At 65.8% G+C, this 14,873-nt stretch carries 14 protein-coding genes; 5 read left to right on the top strand and 9 right to left on the bottom strand.

The window, feature by feature from the left end; all coding sequences use genetic code 11:
• Positions 1-456: 456 nt before the first annotated feature.
• Positions 457-1,557, bottom strand: coding sequence for an A/G-specific adenine glycosylase (gene mutY / locus BSF38_RS19535; protein WP_076348435.1), 1,101 nt, complete (start codon positions 1,555-1,557; stop codon positions 457-459).
• A gap of 64 nt (positions 1,558-1,621) precedes the next feature.
• Positions 1,622-1,843 (bottom strand): hypothetical protein, encoded by a 222-nt coding sequence (locus tag BSF38_RS30825; RefSeq protein WP_145952239.1) that lies wholly within the window; start codon positions 1,841-1,843, stop codon positions 1,622-1,624.
• A 107-nt stretch (positions 1,844-1,950) separates the two neighbouring features.
• Between BSF38_RS30825 and BSF38_RS19530 the strand changes: the two genes are divergently transcribed.
• Together BSF38_RS19530 and BSF38_RS19525 are read left to right on the top strand one after the other, a co-directional pair.
• Complete coding sequence (locus tag BSF38_RS19530) at positions 1,951-2,337, top strand: hypothetical protein (RefSeq protein WP_076348433.1); 387 nt, start codon at positions 1,951-1,953, stop codon at positions 2,335-2,337.
• Between the two features lie 93 nt (positions 2,338-2,430).
• Positions 2,431-3,297 carry a sigma-70 family RNA polymerase sigma factor gene (locus tag BSF38_RS19525; RefSeq protein WP_168189420.1) on the top strand — a complete coding sequence of 289 codons (867 nt, stop codon included), beginning with the start codon at positions 2,431-2,433 and terminating at the stop codon, positions 3,295-3,297.
• 16 nt (positions 3,298-3,313) lie between these two features.
• On the opposite strand, the gene BSF38_RS19520 is transcribed toward BSF38_RS19525, so the two are convergent.
• From BSF38_RS19520 to BSF38_RS19495, 6 genes are all read right to left on the bottom strand, one after another.
• Positions 3,314-4,495, bottom strand: coding sequence for a DegT/DnrJ/EryC1/StrS family aminotransferase (locus tag BSF38_RS19520; protein ID WP_076348430.1), 1,182 nt, complete (start codon positions 4,493-4,495; stop codon positions 3,314-3,316).
• A gap of 174 nt (positions 4,496-4,669) precedes the next feature.
• Positions 4,670-5,137, bottom strand: a complete 468-nt coding sequence (locus BSF38_RS19515) for a sirohydrochlorin chelatase (protein ID WP_076348428.1) — start codon at positions 5,135-5,137, stop codon at positions 4,670-4,672.
• Between the two features lie 34 nt (positions 5,138-5,171).
• Complete coding sequence (locus BSF38_RS19510; protein ID WP_076348426.1) at positions 5,172-6,803, bottom strand: RNA polymerase sigma factor; 1,632 nt, start codon at positions 6,801-6,803, stop codon at positions 5,172-5,174.
• A gap of 123 nt (positions 6,804-6,926) precedes the next feature.
• The gene (locus tag BSF38_RS19505) at positions 6,927-7,523 is read right to left on the bottom strand and encodes a hypothetical protein (protein WP_076348424.1); all 597 of its coding nucleotides are present in this window, start codon (positions 7,521-7,523) and stop codon (positions 6,927-6,929) included.
• 39 nt (positions 7,524-7,562) lie between these two features.
• Positions 7,563-8,747, bottom strand: coding sequence for an FG-GAP repeat domain-containing protein (locus tag BSF38_RS19500; protein WP_076348422.1), 1,185 nt, complete (start codon positions 8,745-8,747; stop codon positions 7,563-7,565).
• Positions 8,748-8,775: 28 nt separating this feature from the next.
• On the bottom strand, positions 8,776-9,651 hold the full coding sequence (locus tag BSF38_RS19495) for a hypothetical protein (RefSeq protein WP_076351155.1): 876 nt from the start codon (positions 9,649-9,651) through the stop codon (positions 8,776-8,778).
• A gap of 43 nt (positions 9,652-9,694) precedes the next feature.
• Here BSF38_RS19495 and BSF38_RS19490 point away from each other — a divergent pair, with 43 nt between their 5' ends.
• From BSF38_RS19490 to BSF38_RS19475, 3 genes are all read left to right on the top strand, one after another.
• On the top strand, positions 9,695-10,279 hold the full coding sequence (locus tag BSF38_RS19490) for a VanZ family protein (protein WP_083713095.1): 585 nt from the start codon (positions 9,695-9,697) through the stop codon (positions 10,277-10,279).
• An 826-nt stretch (positions 10,280-11,105) separates the two neighbouring features.
• Entirely contained in the window at positions 11,106-12,548 is a 1,443-nt protein-coding gene (gene tnpC / locus BSF38_RS19480; RefSeq protein WP_076342953.1) for an IS66 family transposase, read from the top strand.
• 168 nt (positions 12,549-12,716) lie between these two features.
• Positions 12,717-13,280: a hypothetical protein gene (locus tag BSF38_RS19475; protein WP_076348416.1), complete on the top strand. Its 564-nt coding sequence runs from the start codon at positions 12,717-12,719 to the stop codon at positions 13,278-13,280.
• 37 nt (positions 13,281-13,317) lie between these two features.
• Here the strand turns inward: BSF38_RS19475 and BSF38_RS19470 are convergent, their stop codons facing one another.
• Positions 13,318-14,691 (bottom strand): DUF1501 domain-containing protein, encoded by a 1,374-nt coding sequence (locus BSF38_RS19470; protein ID WP_076351153.1) that lies wholly within the window; start codon positions 14,689-14,691, stop codon positions 13,318-13,320.
• Between the last annotated feature and the right edge of the window lie 182 nt (positions 14,692-14,873).

The following is a 14,873-nucleotide window of genomic DNA, read 5'->3' as shown; positions in this document are numbered from 1 at the left end:
CATCCCTAGCCGGGGACCGGGTCCGCGTATCGTGACCGACCCGGATCGTTGCCATGAAGTGAGTACGCCCGCTGATCATCGCAATCGCCGCCGGCGTGGCGCGGCACCTCGGAACGGGAGGGTCGAGACGGACGAACCGACGCCCGAAGTGAAGTTCAGGGCGATCCGAACCCGTGTCGGCGTCCGCCGACGGCCCGTGACCATCCGTTGTCAGGGCGGACCATGAAAGGTCCGTTCATCGATTTCAGATCGTGAACGGCTCACCTGCGTTTCCCAAACGCGCCCTTCCCGGCTCATTCTTATTCTAGAGCACCCTTCCAGTCCTAGCAAGTCCGCTCGCGAAGTCGAACTTCCGGCGCGACACACCCACGCAGGTACTGCGGGTTGGAACGCCAGGCTCTCTTGAATCGGCTGGCGCACAAGATTCATCCCGCTTACGCAAACCCCGCGTAAGCCTCATTCAAGACCCCAGGCGGCCGGATTCTCGGCGACGGCCGACGCCAGCCGCCTTCCCGCCGAGCTGAGCGTGAGTTCGGTAAGCCCCTGAGGCTCGATCCACCGCGCTTCCGAGAAACCTGGCCCGGGCTTCGGCTCCCCGGTCGTCGCGGTCGCGTTGTAGACCTCAAGCGCCACCCTGTGCTTGGTGACGCTGTAGGTCAGCGTCCTGGCCAGACCGCCTGATCGAACGCGAATTCCCGTCAACCGGCGGACGCCTTCGGCCAGGTCGACGGGTTCGCCAAACGAGCGGCCCGCAGGGTCGGCACCCTCGCGGTGAATCGTCGGAAACTCCCAGAAGCCGGCCCAAAGGCCCGGCGCTTGCCGACGAACCACCAGCACCCGCCCTTGGCTCGCGACCACGGCGCAGGCTTCCGACACCGCGAGCGGCGCGGGGCGCGGCCCGACCTTCGGCAGTTCGTCCTGAAGCCCCCGCCGCTTCGCCTCGCACTGCGCCGACAGCGGACAGACCAGACATCGAGGCGACCTGGAAGTGCAAACGAGCGCCCCAAGTTCCATGAGCCCCTGGTTGAACTCGCCCGCGTGGCGCGGGGGGACGAGGCGGGCGGCGGCCTCCCACAACCGGGACTTCGTCGCGGCGGCTTTCAGGTCGCCGTCCCAGGCGAGGAGTCGCGCCAGCACGCGCTGGGAGTTGGCTTCGAGGATCGGTTCGGGACGGTCGAACGCCTGCGAGAGGATCGCCCCGGCCATGTACCGGCCGACCCCCGGCAAGGCCAGGACGGCCGCCGGATCGTCGGGCATGACGCCGCCGTGCGACTCGACGACCATCCGGGCCGCGGCGTGAAGCTGGCGGGCCCGGCGGTAATACCCCAGCCCTTCCCACGCCTTGACCACCTCGTCCTCCTCGGCCCTCGCCAGCGCCTCGAAGTCGGGAAAGGCTCGGAGAAATCGCTCGAAGTACGGGATCACGGCCGTCACCGTCGTCTGCACCAGCATCACTTCCGAAACCAAGATCCGATACGGGTCGCGATCGACCCGCCAGGGCAAATCGCGCTTCGCCTCGCCATACCAGGCGAGCAGCCGAAGCCGCACCGCTTTCACCCAATCCTCGCCATCATCTCTTTCCACAAAATCACGCCTTTCCGCCTTACCCAATCAACCCTGCTTAAACCGTCTGATCCCATGAAAAATCCGCCGCGTTTCCCGACTTGGTTTCAACAAAACCGTCAACTCGCGACATTGTTGCATTAGCAGGACAGAGACCATAGAACACGCAGTTTAAAAAGACGCCCACGTTTCCCCAAAATTCCCAATTTGGCCAGTTGACTTCCTCAACCCATGCACCATATTTCGTTGCCGGGATAAACAAGCCTAAAATATCCTTCACCAGAAATCAACATCCCTTATAAGGGAATTTCCCGGTTCGTCCCGTTTACGGCCGGAGATCTTCGGACGTACGACGGCGGGCCACGATTCCTTTCACGGAGAGTTCCAATGCTTCAAGAGACGGTTTCGCGTTCGAACATCGCTCTGGCCGACGCGACGGCGAGGGAACGCTGCGGGTCATGCATTCGGGCGGCCGGCGTGATGGGGACCCTTTCCAGTTTCGAGCTGGCGGAGCGGCTTGTCCAGGTCTGGATTCGGAGCGACCAGCATCTGAGGACGCTCGACGACTTGAACGACAAGCTGGCCGTCGCCCGGCGCTACCTGGCTTCGGCGACCCCGCACCGGGCGCTCGCAGGGGCGTACCTGGAGCGGCTGCGAGACAAGCGGACCCGGTGCCTGGCCCATTTGCGATCGGAGCGCCGGACGGCGTTGGCGCTCATGAAGGAGAGTGACGAGCGAGCGACCGGCGGCCGTCGCCGGGCCTGCGGCGCGTAGAGCCGGCCGAGTTCGCCCACTTCCAATGATGATCGTCCCGCAACCGCCATGGTTGAATTGAGCCTTCACCCGAACCTGACGACGAGGTGGACCGTGAACGATGCGATGCGACGCAGCCCGTTCTCTCAGCGACAAGAGAAGACCGGATTTTCAGACCGGACCAATCCGTGCCGGCCGCCGCAACCCCGGGACGCCGAGCGCTCGCCGGGCCGGTGCGCCGACGCCTCGTACCCCGCGAAGTGTGATCCCCGAAAACCGAGGACGCCGCTGAACGACGACCAGCGCGGTTTGACGGTGCGCTACCTGCCGCTGGCCCAGATCCTGGCACGGCGGACGGCCCGAAGCTGGCCCGCCGGCAGCGACGAATTCCAGTCGGCGGCCTTCCTCGCCCTGGTGGAAGCGGCCCAGGCGTTCGACCCGTCGCGGAACGTCGACTTCGCGACCTACGCCCGGCACCGAATTCGAGGCGCCCTGCTCGATGTCCAGCGCGAGCTGTTCGCCAGAGGCTGGCGGGGAAAGGCCGATCGCATCCCTCGGTTCCAATCGCTCAGAGCCGACTCCGAAACCAAAGGCCGGGTGGTCGGCGTCCAGGCCGAGGAGCCGGTCGGCACCGATCTGGAAGCGGCCGACGCGATCGAGACCTGGCTTAAAAAGCTCCCCGCACGGCACGCGACGGCCTTCCGCCATCTCTACCTCGACGGCAAGACGGTTGAGGAAGCCGCCGCCCTGGCCGGCTGCTCGAAGGGGGCGATGTCGCGCCTGCACCGCGAAACGCTGACCTGGTTCCACCAGGCCGGGAGGCGATCGACGACCACGATGAAGCCCGAGCGCAAGCCGTACGCCAGACCAGAACCGACCGCGGCCGTTCCAGCGAACCGTCGCGATCGGATTCCGGCCTCTTGGTCGTCGCGGTCGAACTCGACGGCTCAGCCGCGCGCCTTCCTCGGCGTCGCGGGCTGAGGCCGGGTCGATCCGATCAGGCGGCCCGGTGGTCAGTGGACAGCGACGCGTAAGCGTGCTCGTGGAGGAATTTCCGCATCGAGCCGACGACGTACCGCTGTTCTTCCTCGGACAGCTCGGGGTAGATCGGCAGGGCGATCGTCTCGCGGGCGGCGGCCTCGGAGTTGGGGAAGTCGCCGAGCTTGTAGCCGAGCGACGCGAAGCAGACCTGGAGGTGGAGCGGGATCGGGTAGTAGATCTCGGTCCCGATCCGGCGTCCGACCAGGAACTCGCGGAATTCGTCGCGGATCGAGCCCGGGACGCGGACGACGAACTGGTTGTAGACGTGGAAGTTGCCCGGCCGCTCGACGGGAAGCTTGACCAGCTCATCGAGCCCGTGCGAGGCGAACAAGCTGCGGTAGCGGTCGGCGACCTCGCGGCGGGCGGTCGTCCAATCGTCGAGGTGGCGAAGCTTGACCCGGAGCACGGCCGCTTGCAGAGCGTCGAGCCGCGAGTTCAGGCCGACCTCGTGGTGATGGTACTTCGGCTCCATGCCGTGGACCCGCAGCCGGGCCATGCGATGGGCCAGGACCGGATCGTCGGTGCTGACCATGCCGCCGTCGCCGAACCCGCCGAGGTTCTTCGAAGGATAGAAGCTGAATGCGGCCGCCGTCCCCAGCGTGCCGGCCCGAGCGCCGTGATACGCGGCCCCGATCGCCTGCGCCGCGTCTTCGAGCACCATCAGGCCGTGGCGATCGGCGATCTCGCGGATCGGCGCCATGTCGGCAGTTTGGCCGTACAGGTGGACCGGGATGATCGCCCGGGTGCGCGGGGTGATCGCGGCTTCGATCTTGGCCGGGTCGATATTGTACGTGTCGGGCTCGATGTCGACGAACACGGGCCGGGCGCCGGTGCGCCAGATCGAACCGCCGGTGGCGAAGAAGGTGTAGGGCGTGGTGACGACCTCTTCGCCGGGGGCCAGGTCGATGGCCATCAGCGGCAGCAGCAGGGCGTCGGTGCCGGACGCACAGCCGACAGAGTGGGCCGCGCCGACGTATTCGCTGATCTCGGCTTCCAGGCTGCTAACCTCGGGGCCCATCACGAAGCCCTGGGTCTCCAGGACCTGCCGGACGACCGGCTCGATCTCGTCGCGGATCGTCTGATACTGGGCGCGCAGATTCAGGGCCGGCACATTGACCGGTTCATAGGGAACGGACATGAACAGTCACTCCTTCGACGCTCTAGGCAATCGTGCCCTGGGGCACGCGCGTGCGAAATGCACTCGAGGTAGCGTCTCCCTCCTTGGAGTAGATCGGCCTGAAGCTTCTAGCCCTTCCATGAATTTCTGTCAATGCCGCCCCAAGGCCCACCATGCGTGCCAGGACCGAATCACTCAGCCCGACCCTTCCATCCGGTCTCCCATCGGCCGATAGCGGTCGGCGTTTTCTAGAGCCGAGGCCGTGACGGCGCCGACATTACGGCCGATCTCGTCGATCCGAACCTCGACCAGTTGATCGAGCAGCGGGTGCGGACCCAGCGGCGCGCCGAGCAAAAATTCGACTTTGGGATGCGCCACGGCGAGCGCGTCGCGCGCCGCCGTCAGATCGCGGAGCAGATGAACTCCGGCCGACAGGAAATATGGGATCAAGAGCACCCGCCTCGCCCCCCGGGCCACGCACCGCCCCCCCCCGGTCGGAATGTCGGGCTCGGCCAGCTCCAAAAAGCAAGCCTCGACGATCGCATGACGTCCCGTTTCCGACAGCCGCGCGGCCATCGCGTGCAAGTCGTCATTCGCCGGCTGATGCCGGCTGCCGTGGGCGATCAAAAGGATGGTAGTCGAATCGTCGGGGGGGGCGTTCAAGAGTCACCTCGTTTACTCATGATTCGGCGCTGGGTCAGCTTTTAGGCTCATCTCGTCCAGGTGTTCCATCTTGGACTGGAATCTGTGGAGCTGAATTCTGTGGCTCGGCCTTCATGAGCTCTTCCTCTAGCGCTTCCATCTCGGACTGGAGCACCTTGAGCTGGCCTCTCATTTTCATCATCCGGACCTTATTCGGATTCAGGAATTGAAGCCTCTTCGGCGCGCCCTTGATTGTAGCTAGCTCGGCAGGCGCGATGGGCGGCGGAAAGGAATCGAGGTCCATTCCGGGTTCTGGGACGAAGATGCCACTGCTCGTGCTCACGGTGAACCTTCCGAGAGGCCCCGTCTCGACCGCCTCGACGACCCGTTGGGAAGTTCGCGTTTGGGCCCCGTTTACGACGGCGCGGACGTTCGCGAGCAGCGAGGCAACTTGTTTGTGAGTCTCCTCGGTGTGTCGCACGATGAGCGAGATGCTCAGGAAAAAGGGCGTGATGGTTCCGATTCGGCGTTTCGGCCCGCCATCCTTTCTTTGTCCAAGCCCGAGGCTCGCGCTCATGTCCTTGCCGGCAGAGTCGTGGACCTCCCAAGTTCCCGGCGCGATGGTCTCTTCGATCAATTTGATGACGGGCAGAAGGTCGAAACCGGCGGCGGGGCTCGGCCCAGGCTTTCCGCCCTGTTGCCGATCCGGGGGGGCCGAGCGGATGACCAAGTCGCCCACGTAATACGTTTGTGCGACGGTCTGCGGTTCCTCCGGCTCGGCCACGTACGTCCTGCCGCCGACTACGATCTTATCCTGGTCTCCCGCCGCCTGCTGGTACGCCTGCGCGGCGCCAACCGCGACGACGCCGCCCAGCGGCAGCGCCACCGACAACGCAACCAACGCCTTCTTGAGGTTCATCATCCTGACGACTCCGTTCGCGAGGGAAAGTAAGGAAGCCGAGACGACGCCCGCCTCGGGCCAACGGACATGGGAACTCGCCACAAGCCGCATCGTCAGATCGATGAGCCGGAGCGGCGGGTCGACCGATTTCGACGAGAACAGGACTTCGAGCGGGGCGACGGACGGCGCAACTCCCCGGATCGAGAGCCGGCGATGCAGCAGTGATCGGGCGCGGGCCAAGCGGCTGCGGACGGTCCCCACGGGGCATCCCAGACGCTCGGCGGCGCGCTCGTGGGTCAGGCCTTCGAGGTAGCAACAGACGACCGGCCGACGGAGGCGTTCGGGGAGCCGGTTCAGTTCCTCGTGCAGCGCGAGGGCGTTTGAATTCGCATCTGAATCCGTCGACGCCGCCGCTTCCAGTCCGTCGGTCGTCTTCATCTTGTTCAGGCGGATCCGATTCGCCCGGGCGCGGGCGGCCACGCGGTACGCCACCGTCGACATCCACGGGCCGAGCGATTCGCCGACGCGCAGCCGGGGAGGCTTGCGGACGAGCACGAGGAACGTCGCCTGGAAGGCGTCCTCGACGTCGCGCGGGTCGTGCAGCAGCTTGCGACCGAGGTTCAGTACGAGCCGGCCGTACCGCGTCAAAAGCACTTCGAAAGCCGCGTCGTCGCGCCGCCTCGCGAATTCGTCGAGCAGTTCGCGGTCCGAGGCCGCCGACAGCGTCCCCGACTCAAACAGCCTCGTAAATTGACGCAGCGCGACGCCCTGGAATCCTCGTCTCATCGCGTTTGATGCCCTCCTCGTGATACGTCACCGAAGAGTCTATACGCGAAGCCTCGATTCCAATCGCGCGGAGTCGAGAAAATCGTCCGGCTCGCCGGGCCGGAGCCCCTCAGGCCGAGTTGATTAAAACAGCCAGGGGGCGATATCGAGGACGCGACGCGTCAGGTACGCCAGAATCCAGAGGAGTCCGAGGCCGAGGCAAAGCCGCTCGAACCCGTTGGACGATCTTCGACCCACCCCGGTCAAGGCGAGGGTCAGCCAGGCGGCGGTGATCGCGACGACCGAGCACTCGACCGCGACTGGCGCGGCTATATCCATGTAGACGGGCCAATATCGCCCCGGCATGGAGCGGTATTGCTGGGAGAACCGGAACAGCACGGAAAGAGTTTGCAGAGCCGCGAAGCCGAGGCCCGTCGCCGTCGCGAGCACAGCCGAGGCGCCGTACGAACGGCTGAACTCGCGGCCCTGAGTTCGACTTCGGATTACCACGAGCGGCGCGAGCACCACCGTCCCCAGAATCAACGCGACCACGGCCCCATGATGGAGGATTGCAAACCAGCCCCAGCCGGCGGCACCGGCCTGTTCGCTCAATTTGACGAGAGTCGGCGAGCCGACGACCATCACCGCGACCAAAGCGACCAGCGTCCAGATGTAGAACGGCCTCAAGCCCTGCCGCGTCGGCCGCTGATCCGACTTGAGATCGCGCGATTCGTCGAGCATTTCATCCCCCTCCCGCCAGCGTGATCGTCATCCGGTTCTCTACCGCGATCGATACAGGACGATGTTGTGCGTCGAGCCGCCGATCGTGACGACGTCGGGCTTGCCATCGCCGTCGACGTCGCCGCCGCGCAAGTCCTGGGGGGCGACGGCCTGATCGACGATCGTGCGGCGCCAAGATTGGGAGTCGGCGTTGTAGTCATACAACGCCACGCGATGGTCCTTGCCGCGATGGCCGGCGAGGACTTCATCCTGGCCGTCGCCGTTGAGATCGGCGACCCAGAGGGCGTGGCCGTCGGCGAGGGTGTCGTCGAGGACCGTGCGCGGGCCGAATTCGAGGTCTCCGGTCGACTTCCGGGGCCAGACCACGACGTCGGTCCCGTGCCACGGCTCGACGGTCGCCAGGAACGTCCGGCCGTCCTTGAACTTGCCGCGATGAATCTCGCTCCCCCCGCGCTTGGGACGATCGCCGGCCGCGCCGGGGACGAGGTCGCGCGCGACGGCCTTGTCGTTGCTGGCCTCGATCAGCGTCACGCCCTGGTTGTTCGCCGCCAGGACGACGGGCCGCTTGATCTCGTCGAACGACGGCAGGATCTCGATGGCGTGTGTCACCGGGCGGTTCGCCAGTGGGCGGAGCCGCCATTTGGCGGGGTCGCGGACGTCGACCGAAGTGAAGGCGACGATCTGAGCGGGATCTTCGTAGACGGGCGGTTTCGCCGCCGGGCCGAAAATCGGCGCGACAAGCAGGTCGAGCTTGCCGTCGCCGTCGAGATCGCCCCAGCGGAGCCGGTGGATACTGTTGAGATCGGTGATGGGAGTGATCTTCCAGGGATCGTCGAGCCCCTCCCCTTGCGACGCCAGCAAGAGCTTGCCGCGCCGCGGCTGGTTCATCTCGAAGTCGTAGGCGACGGCGATCTCGGCCTTGCCGTCGCCATCGAGGTCGGCCGTCGCGCTGCTGATGATCCCCGGCGAGTGCCGCTTGTCGGTGACGATCCGCTTCTTCCAGTTCGGGTTCTCGTACCAGGCGCAGACATCGCCTCCCAGCCCAATGACGTCGAGCTTGCCGTCGCCGTTGACGTCGGCCGTTTCGACCTGATACCCGCCAGGGAAATCGGCGTCGATCACGATCCGCTCGAATTCGAAAGCCCGAGGCGCGTCGGCCTCGCCCGCGACAAGTCGGCCGGCGATCGCGAACACCCAGTACGCCGCGATGATGGTTTTCTTCACGATGATCGGTCCTCTCCGTCGTTCGTTATTACGGCTCGGCGCGCTTGGCGGTCCAGCCGGCGGGGATGCCGGCGGTGTTTTCGGGCTTGACCATGACCTGGTTGAGGTCGACGTCCTGGCTGATATCGTTCTCGGCGAGCTTGATACGGTTTTCGAGCTGGGCGACCTTCAGTTCGAGCAAGACGATGCGGGCTTCAAGTTCGTCGGGCCGGCGCGCGCGGGGGACCTCGGGATAGCCGAGCTGGCGTTGTAGGGCCGAGAACAGGTACATGGGGTCGCGGCCCCGGTTGGCCCGCGCGATCTTCCCTTCCCGTTCGCCGAACAGAGCCGGATACTTGGGCTCGAAGTCCGGCTTGAGCCGGCGTCGTTCCTTCACGAAATAGGCTGAGCGGACGAAGATCAGGTCGGCGAAATCGACGTCGCCGAGCCGGGTCTGAAGCGTCAAGATGTAATCGCGCCAGTCTTCGTCGTAGAGCGGGTCCTGAGCCATCGCCGCAAGCCCTTTGGTGTAGCCCAGCCGGTTCCGCGACAGCGACTCGAATTGATAAATGAACAGGCCGGCGAGCGACGGCCCCTTCGCCTTGTAATCGGCCTCGCGTTCGAGGACCAAGAGCGCCTGGTCCATCGCGAACCGGCTGAGGTCCGTCTCGGCCTGGCTGACCACGTGCGTCTGGAACGCGGTGAAGTAATGGTCGATCCGCGCCATGGCCGGCGACATCAGGCCCGAGACCTTGCTCTCGGTGTGAAGGAAGCCCACCGCCAGCGGGAGCTTGGTCGTCGACAGCAACTCCTCGCCGATCCGCGCGAGGATCTCCTGCGACGGCAGCCCGTCGGCCAGCCGCTCGCGGAACGCGTGGAAGAAATACGCCTGCTCGATGAATTCCTCGCGATCGAGCACCGGCATCTTCGACTCCGCGTTTGTACTATGATTCCGAAAGACGGCGACGATGCGTCCGTCCCGCATCAACGATCGTAACACCAAAACGCCCGGGAGGCACGCCTTGGTCCGGTCGCTGTCGATCGCCGCCTTCTCGACGTACCTGTTCCTGCTCCTGGCGATGGTCTGGGCGCACCAGCACCCGGGCTACCGGCCGGTCGAGCATCGCTACAACCTCGCGCCGTTCCGGAGCATCATCCGCGACGTCCCGAGCGGCGGGCGCGGGCTCTGGCTCAACATCATCGGCAACGTCGTCGTCTTCACGCCAATCGGCCTGGCGGTCCGGGCCTTCCGAGGCCCGCGATCGCTCATCCCGGCCGCGTTCGCATCCGCCGCGCTGAGCGCGCTCATCGAGATCGTCCAGTTCCAGTCGGGCCGACGCTACAGCGACGTCGACGACGTCATCCTGAACACCCTCGGCGGCGTCCTAGGCTACGCCGCGGCGGTCGCGATCGTGAGCCTCCACAACTCATGGAGACGACTCGTCACGCGCCGGCCGACGGGTTCCGAGGCCGGCTCGCCCTCGTCCAACCTTCGACGCATTTGTCGATCGATCTGCCCCTTTGCTTCGAAAGACAAACCGAGACTGAACTAGAGATCCCTCTTGACACCGCGCCCACGCACTTGCATTCTAAAAAAACACAAACCAGAGACCGACGTCACAAAAAGCATGTTTTCTCGCCTTTTGCGCCAACGCGTTCTTCTCGCTCAAGTCTGAATAGCACCATGTTGGAGTTGGTCTGGGGCGACGGGAAATATCGCAACAACCACCTCGACGACTGGGTGGCGGAGTCCCGTGCCGGGTACAGGATCGAAGTCGTGGAGCCGCCGCCGGGGAGTTAAGGGTTCGTGAAGCTGCCGAGGCGTTGGGTGGTGGAGCGGACGTTCGCCTGGCTGGGCCGGCATCGGCAAGACAGCCGGAATTACGAGTACTACACCGAGAGCTGCGAGTCGATGATCCGCATCAGCTCCATTCACCGCATGCTCAAGTTGTTGAAGCCCGTTCGATCAAGGCCGTCGATCCCGTTTAAACACCGTAAAAAATCAGGAAATCATTATGGGATAGCCTCCAAGCCATCTGTGGAAGCTTACTGTGGCGTACAAGTTTGCTACTCCATCGAACGGATGCGACAACCCAACGGGCGACGTGCTCGCGCCTGCCCCGAATGGCACCAAGTTTTTCACCACTTCCCCCCCCTAAAGCCCTAAAGATTTCTAATCTTTTGGTCCATCGGTTTGGCAATTGTGCGGCCTGCCGCGGCGGACTGCACTCCTTTCATAGTCGCGGATTCGGCCCCGATCAGACTTGTAATCACGATTGCTCGTGGAATGCGGATTCGATTGGTCCCAGTGGATTCGCACGCCGTAAGCGGTCACGGCCTGGTATTGAACTTTGCCGTTGAGGGCGCTATACCGTCGTAATGACGAACGCGCCGCCGATCCCCGAGGAGCTTTGGAGTAAAGTGCCGCCTGACGCGCAGGCGGCCGTCGCCGCCGTGTTTCTGGCGACACAGCGGCGGATCGACGTTCTGGAGCGGCGGATCGCCGATCTCGAGGCGCGGCTGAACCAGAACTCGACCAACTCGTCGAAGCCGCCGTCGTCGGACCCGATCGGGGTGAAGCGGAAGCCGCCGGCGCCGCCGTCGCGACGCAAGCGGGGCGGACAGCCCGGGCATCGCAGGGCGGTCCGGCCGCTGGTTCCGCCGGAGCAGCTCGACTCGTCGACCGACTGCAAGCCGACGTCGTGCCGGCGGTGCAAGGGGCCGCTCGACGGCGTCGATCCGGCGCCGTTGGTCCATCAGGTCGCCGAAATCCCCCGGTTCGATCCGTGGGTGGATCAGTATCGGTTGCATCGTCTGACCTGCCCCGGCTGCGGCGCGTCGACTTGCGGCACGCTCCCCGAGGGGGGCTCCGCGAGTTGTTTCGGCCCGCGGCTCCAGGCGGTGCTGGCGACCCTGGCCGGGGCCTATCGGCTGAGCAAGCGGCAGATCCGCCAGTTGGCCGGCGACTTGCTGGGGCTGTCGATCTCCACCGGCATGATCGCCAAGTTGGAGCGGCGGTCGGCCCTCGCCCTGGCCGAACCCCACCGCGAACTGGCCGCGGCGGTCCACGAGGCGGCCGTGGTCAACGTCGACGAGACCGGCTGGCGCGAGCAAGGCCGTCGGGCCTGGCTGTGGGCGGCGACGACCCCGACCGCCACGGTCTTCGCGATCGCCGCGAACCGCTCCGGCGAGGTCGCCCGAAGCCTGCTCGGCGACAGGCCGGACCGGACCGTCGGCAGCGACCGCTTCAGCGCGTACAACTGGATCGCCGCGGCGGACCGGCAACTGTGCTGGAGCCATCTCCGCCGCGATTTCCAGGCGATGATCGACCGCGGCGGGGTCGGCGCGAAGTTCGGCGGCCGGCTGCTGGGGTTGTCGAACCGGCTGTTCCGGATCCATCGCAAGGCGCGCGACGGACTGCTCGGCGGAGCGACATATCAAAAAGCGATCGGCGGTCTGGAACGGCTGGTCCACGCGACGCTGGAGGCCGGCGCGCGGTGCGCGAGCGAGCGGGCGGCCGGTACGTGCTCGGAGCTGTTGCGGCTGGAAGCCGGGCTGTGGAACTTCGCGCGGCGGCCGGGCGTCGAGCCGACCAACAACGTCTCGGAACGCGCGGTGCGTCACGCCGTGATCTGGCGACGGATCAGCGGCGGGACCGCCAGCGCTTCGGGGAGTCGGTTCGTCGAGCGGATGCTGACGGTCGTCGCCACCTGCCGACGACAAGGCCGCAACGTGCTCGACTATCTGACCTCCGCCTTCCAGGCCCATCGCGCGGCCCTCGCCGTCCCATCGCTGACCCCGCCCTCAGTCGGCTCGTGCTGATTCAACAGCGCCGACCCGTGAACGGTTACCGCACGCCTATGATTACGCGGGAATTTGGTCGAACCCAGCCGAAAGGAGCGGTTGGCGTTGCACAACAATATCGATCGCCCCCGCTCACTCGATTCGCGGACTTCGTGAACACGACGCCCCCTTTTTCGGGATAGAATCATGATGGCGATGCATGTCAAGAAGTCGGGTCTCTTGATCGGCGTGTGCGTGCTCAGCGCGCTGACAGCCTCGCGGCTCATGGCCCGCAAGCACCAGGAACCGCGGGACGCCTCCCAGCCCGCTTTTACGAAGAAGGGGGCGGTGAACGGCTTGCCAGACGCAATCCCTGAGGGGGCGATCCCCGTCACGTTCACGGCCGAGTTCAAGATGAGCGATATGACCGTCACCGGGGGGGCGGGACAGTTCGGCGTCGACGCGGAAGTGGAGTACCACGACTCGCGAGACGGCACGTCGTACATGTGGTCCCTGTTCGTCATGGATCACGTCGACTCGAAAATCCTCTCTCGCATCGACTACCAGGAGCAAATCTTCTCGGCCCCGGCCAAGGGCGAGCCCCTCAAGGCGAGATTCCAGGAGATCGTCCCCTTCCGTCCGGGGACCTACAACGTCGCGGTCCAACTGTCCGAGGTGACGGGGCTGGAAGACGTGTCCGTGCTGAAGAACCCGGATCGGGCGGCCGCCTGCTCTCTCGCGACGGACGTCAAGGAAGTGACCGTCGAGTAAGGGCGTCGAACCCGGCCCCGCCGCCGCTCTTCGCGATTCAGCCGACCAGTTCCCGGATCGGCTCGCCCTTGTCGAGCAGGTAGACGGGGCGGCCGGCCCGGTCTTCGAAGGTGATGGAGCGGGCGTCGATGCCGAGGTGGTGGTAGACGGTCGCGGCGACGTCCTGCGGGTCGATGGGGCGGTCGACCACGTGCTCCCCGCGCTCGCTGCTGCGGCCCACGACCTGGCCCATCTTCATCGATCCGCAGCCCATAAGAACGCTGAAGGCGTTGCCCCAGTGGTCGCGGCCTGCGTCCTTGTTCATCCGAGGCGTCCGGCCGAACTCTCCCATCGCCACGACCAGGGTCGAGTCGTACAGGCCGCGCACGATCAGGTCGTCGATCAGGGCGCCGATCGCGCGGTCCAGGGGCGGGATGAGCTTGCGGGCCCCATCCTCGGTCGTGAGTTGCGGGGCTGTGCCGTGGTGGTCCCAGGGAACGCAGTTGACCGTCACGAACGGCGTGCCCGCCTCGACCAGGCGGCGGGCCAGAAGAGCGCTCTGGCCGAAGGTGTGGCGGCCGTACTTGTCGCGCAGCCTCGGATCCTCGGCGGAGATGTCGAAGGCCTTCGCCACGCTCCGGCCGGTGAGCATGCTGAAGGCGCGCTCGTGGTAGGCGTCCAGGTCGCGGAGCTTCGTGTCGGCGTCGAGACGGACCTGGTCCATGGCCGCCAGCATCCGGCGGCGATCCTCCAGGCGGTCGAGCGTCACGCCTTTGGGCAGTGACAGGTTCCGGACCCGATACTTCGGGTCGTTAGGGTCGGACTCGACGACGAACGGGTTGGAGCCGCCCCCGAGATAGGACGCGTAGTGGAACAGGTTGTCGGTCCCGCCCCGCAGGTTCGGGACGGCCACGTACGAAGGCATCCCCGAGCCGCTGTCCGGCGTGAGCCGGGCCACCGCCGAGCCGATCGACGGCCGGCGCTGGACGGTGTTGTCCGGCGCGTTGAAGGCCGGGCCCTCGTAGCCGGTGAGCATCCAGTGGTTGCCCTTGGTATGGTCGCCCGTGCCGTGGTTGACCGTGCGAAGGACCGCCAGCTTGTCCATCCGCCTCGCCTGCTCGGGCATCAGCTCGCCGAGGTGGACGCCCGGCAGGCTCGTGCCGATGGCGCCGAAAGGCCCGCGGAAGCCGCTGGAGGCGTCCGGTTTCGGATCCCAGGTCTCCATGTGGCCCGGTCCGCCGCTGAGCCAGATCAGGATGACGCTCCGCCGGGCGCCTGCGCCTGGGCCGGCACCGCGACCCGCCGCCTGGGCCCGGAGCCGGAAGAACTCGGGCAACGCGAGCCCGCCAAGGCCAAGCGTCCCGACCTGGAGGAAGCTCCTCCTCGTTAGACCGTCGCAATCGCGTGCCGACTCACCGGGAATCTTGAGCATCGCGCGCTCCATTCCACCTGGCCTTGATTCAACCCTTGTCAATTTCTTCGGCTGTCGACCGCTTGTCAAGGCCGAGCCGATCCGGGACGGTAAGCCACGCGCCCGGCTCGGGGGTATCGACGGCGCGCCTCTCTGCGTATCCTTTACCGATGCGTCCGGCCCGGGGATCACCCGGCCGAAGG

Origin of the sequence: Paludisphaera borealis (assembly GCF_001956985.1) — a bacterium.
Classification (GTDB): Bacteria; Planctomycetota; Planctomycetia; order Isosphaerales; family Isosphaeraceae; genus Paludisphaera; species Paludisphaera borealis.
The sequence above is the reverse complement of the archived record's forward strand: the minus strand, read 5'-3'. Positions and strand labels throughout refer to the sequence as shown.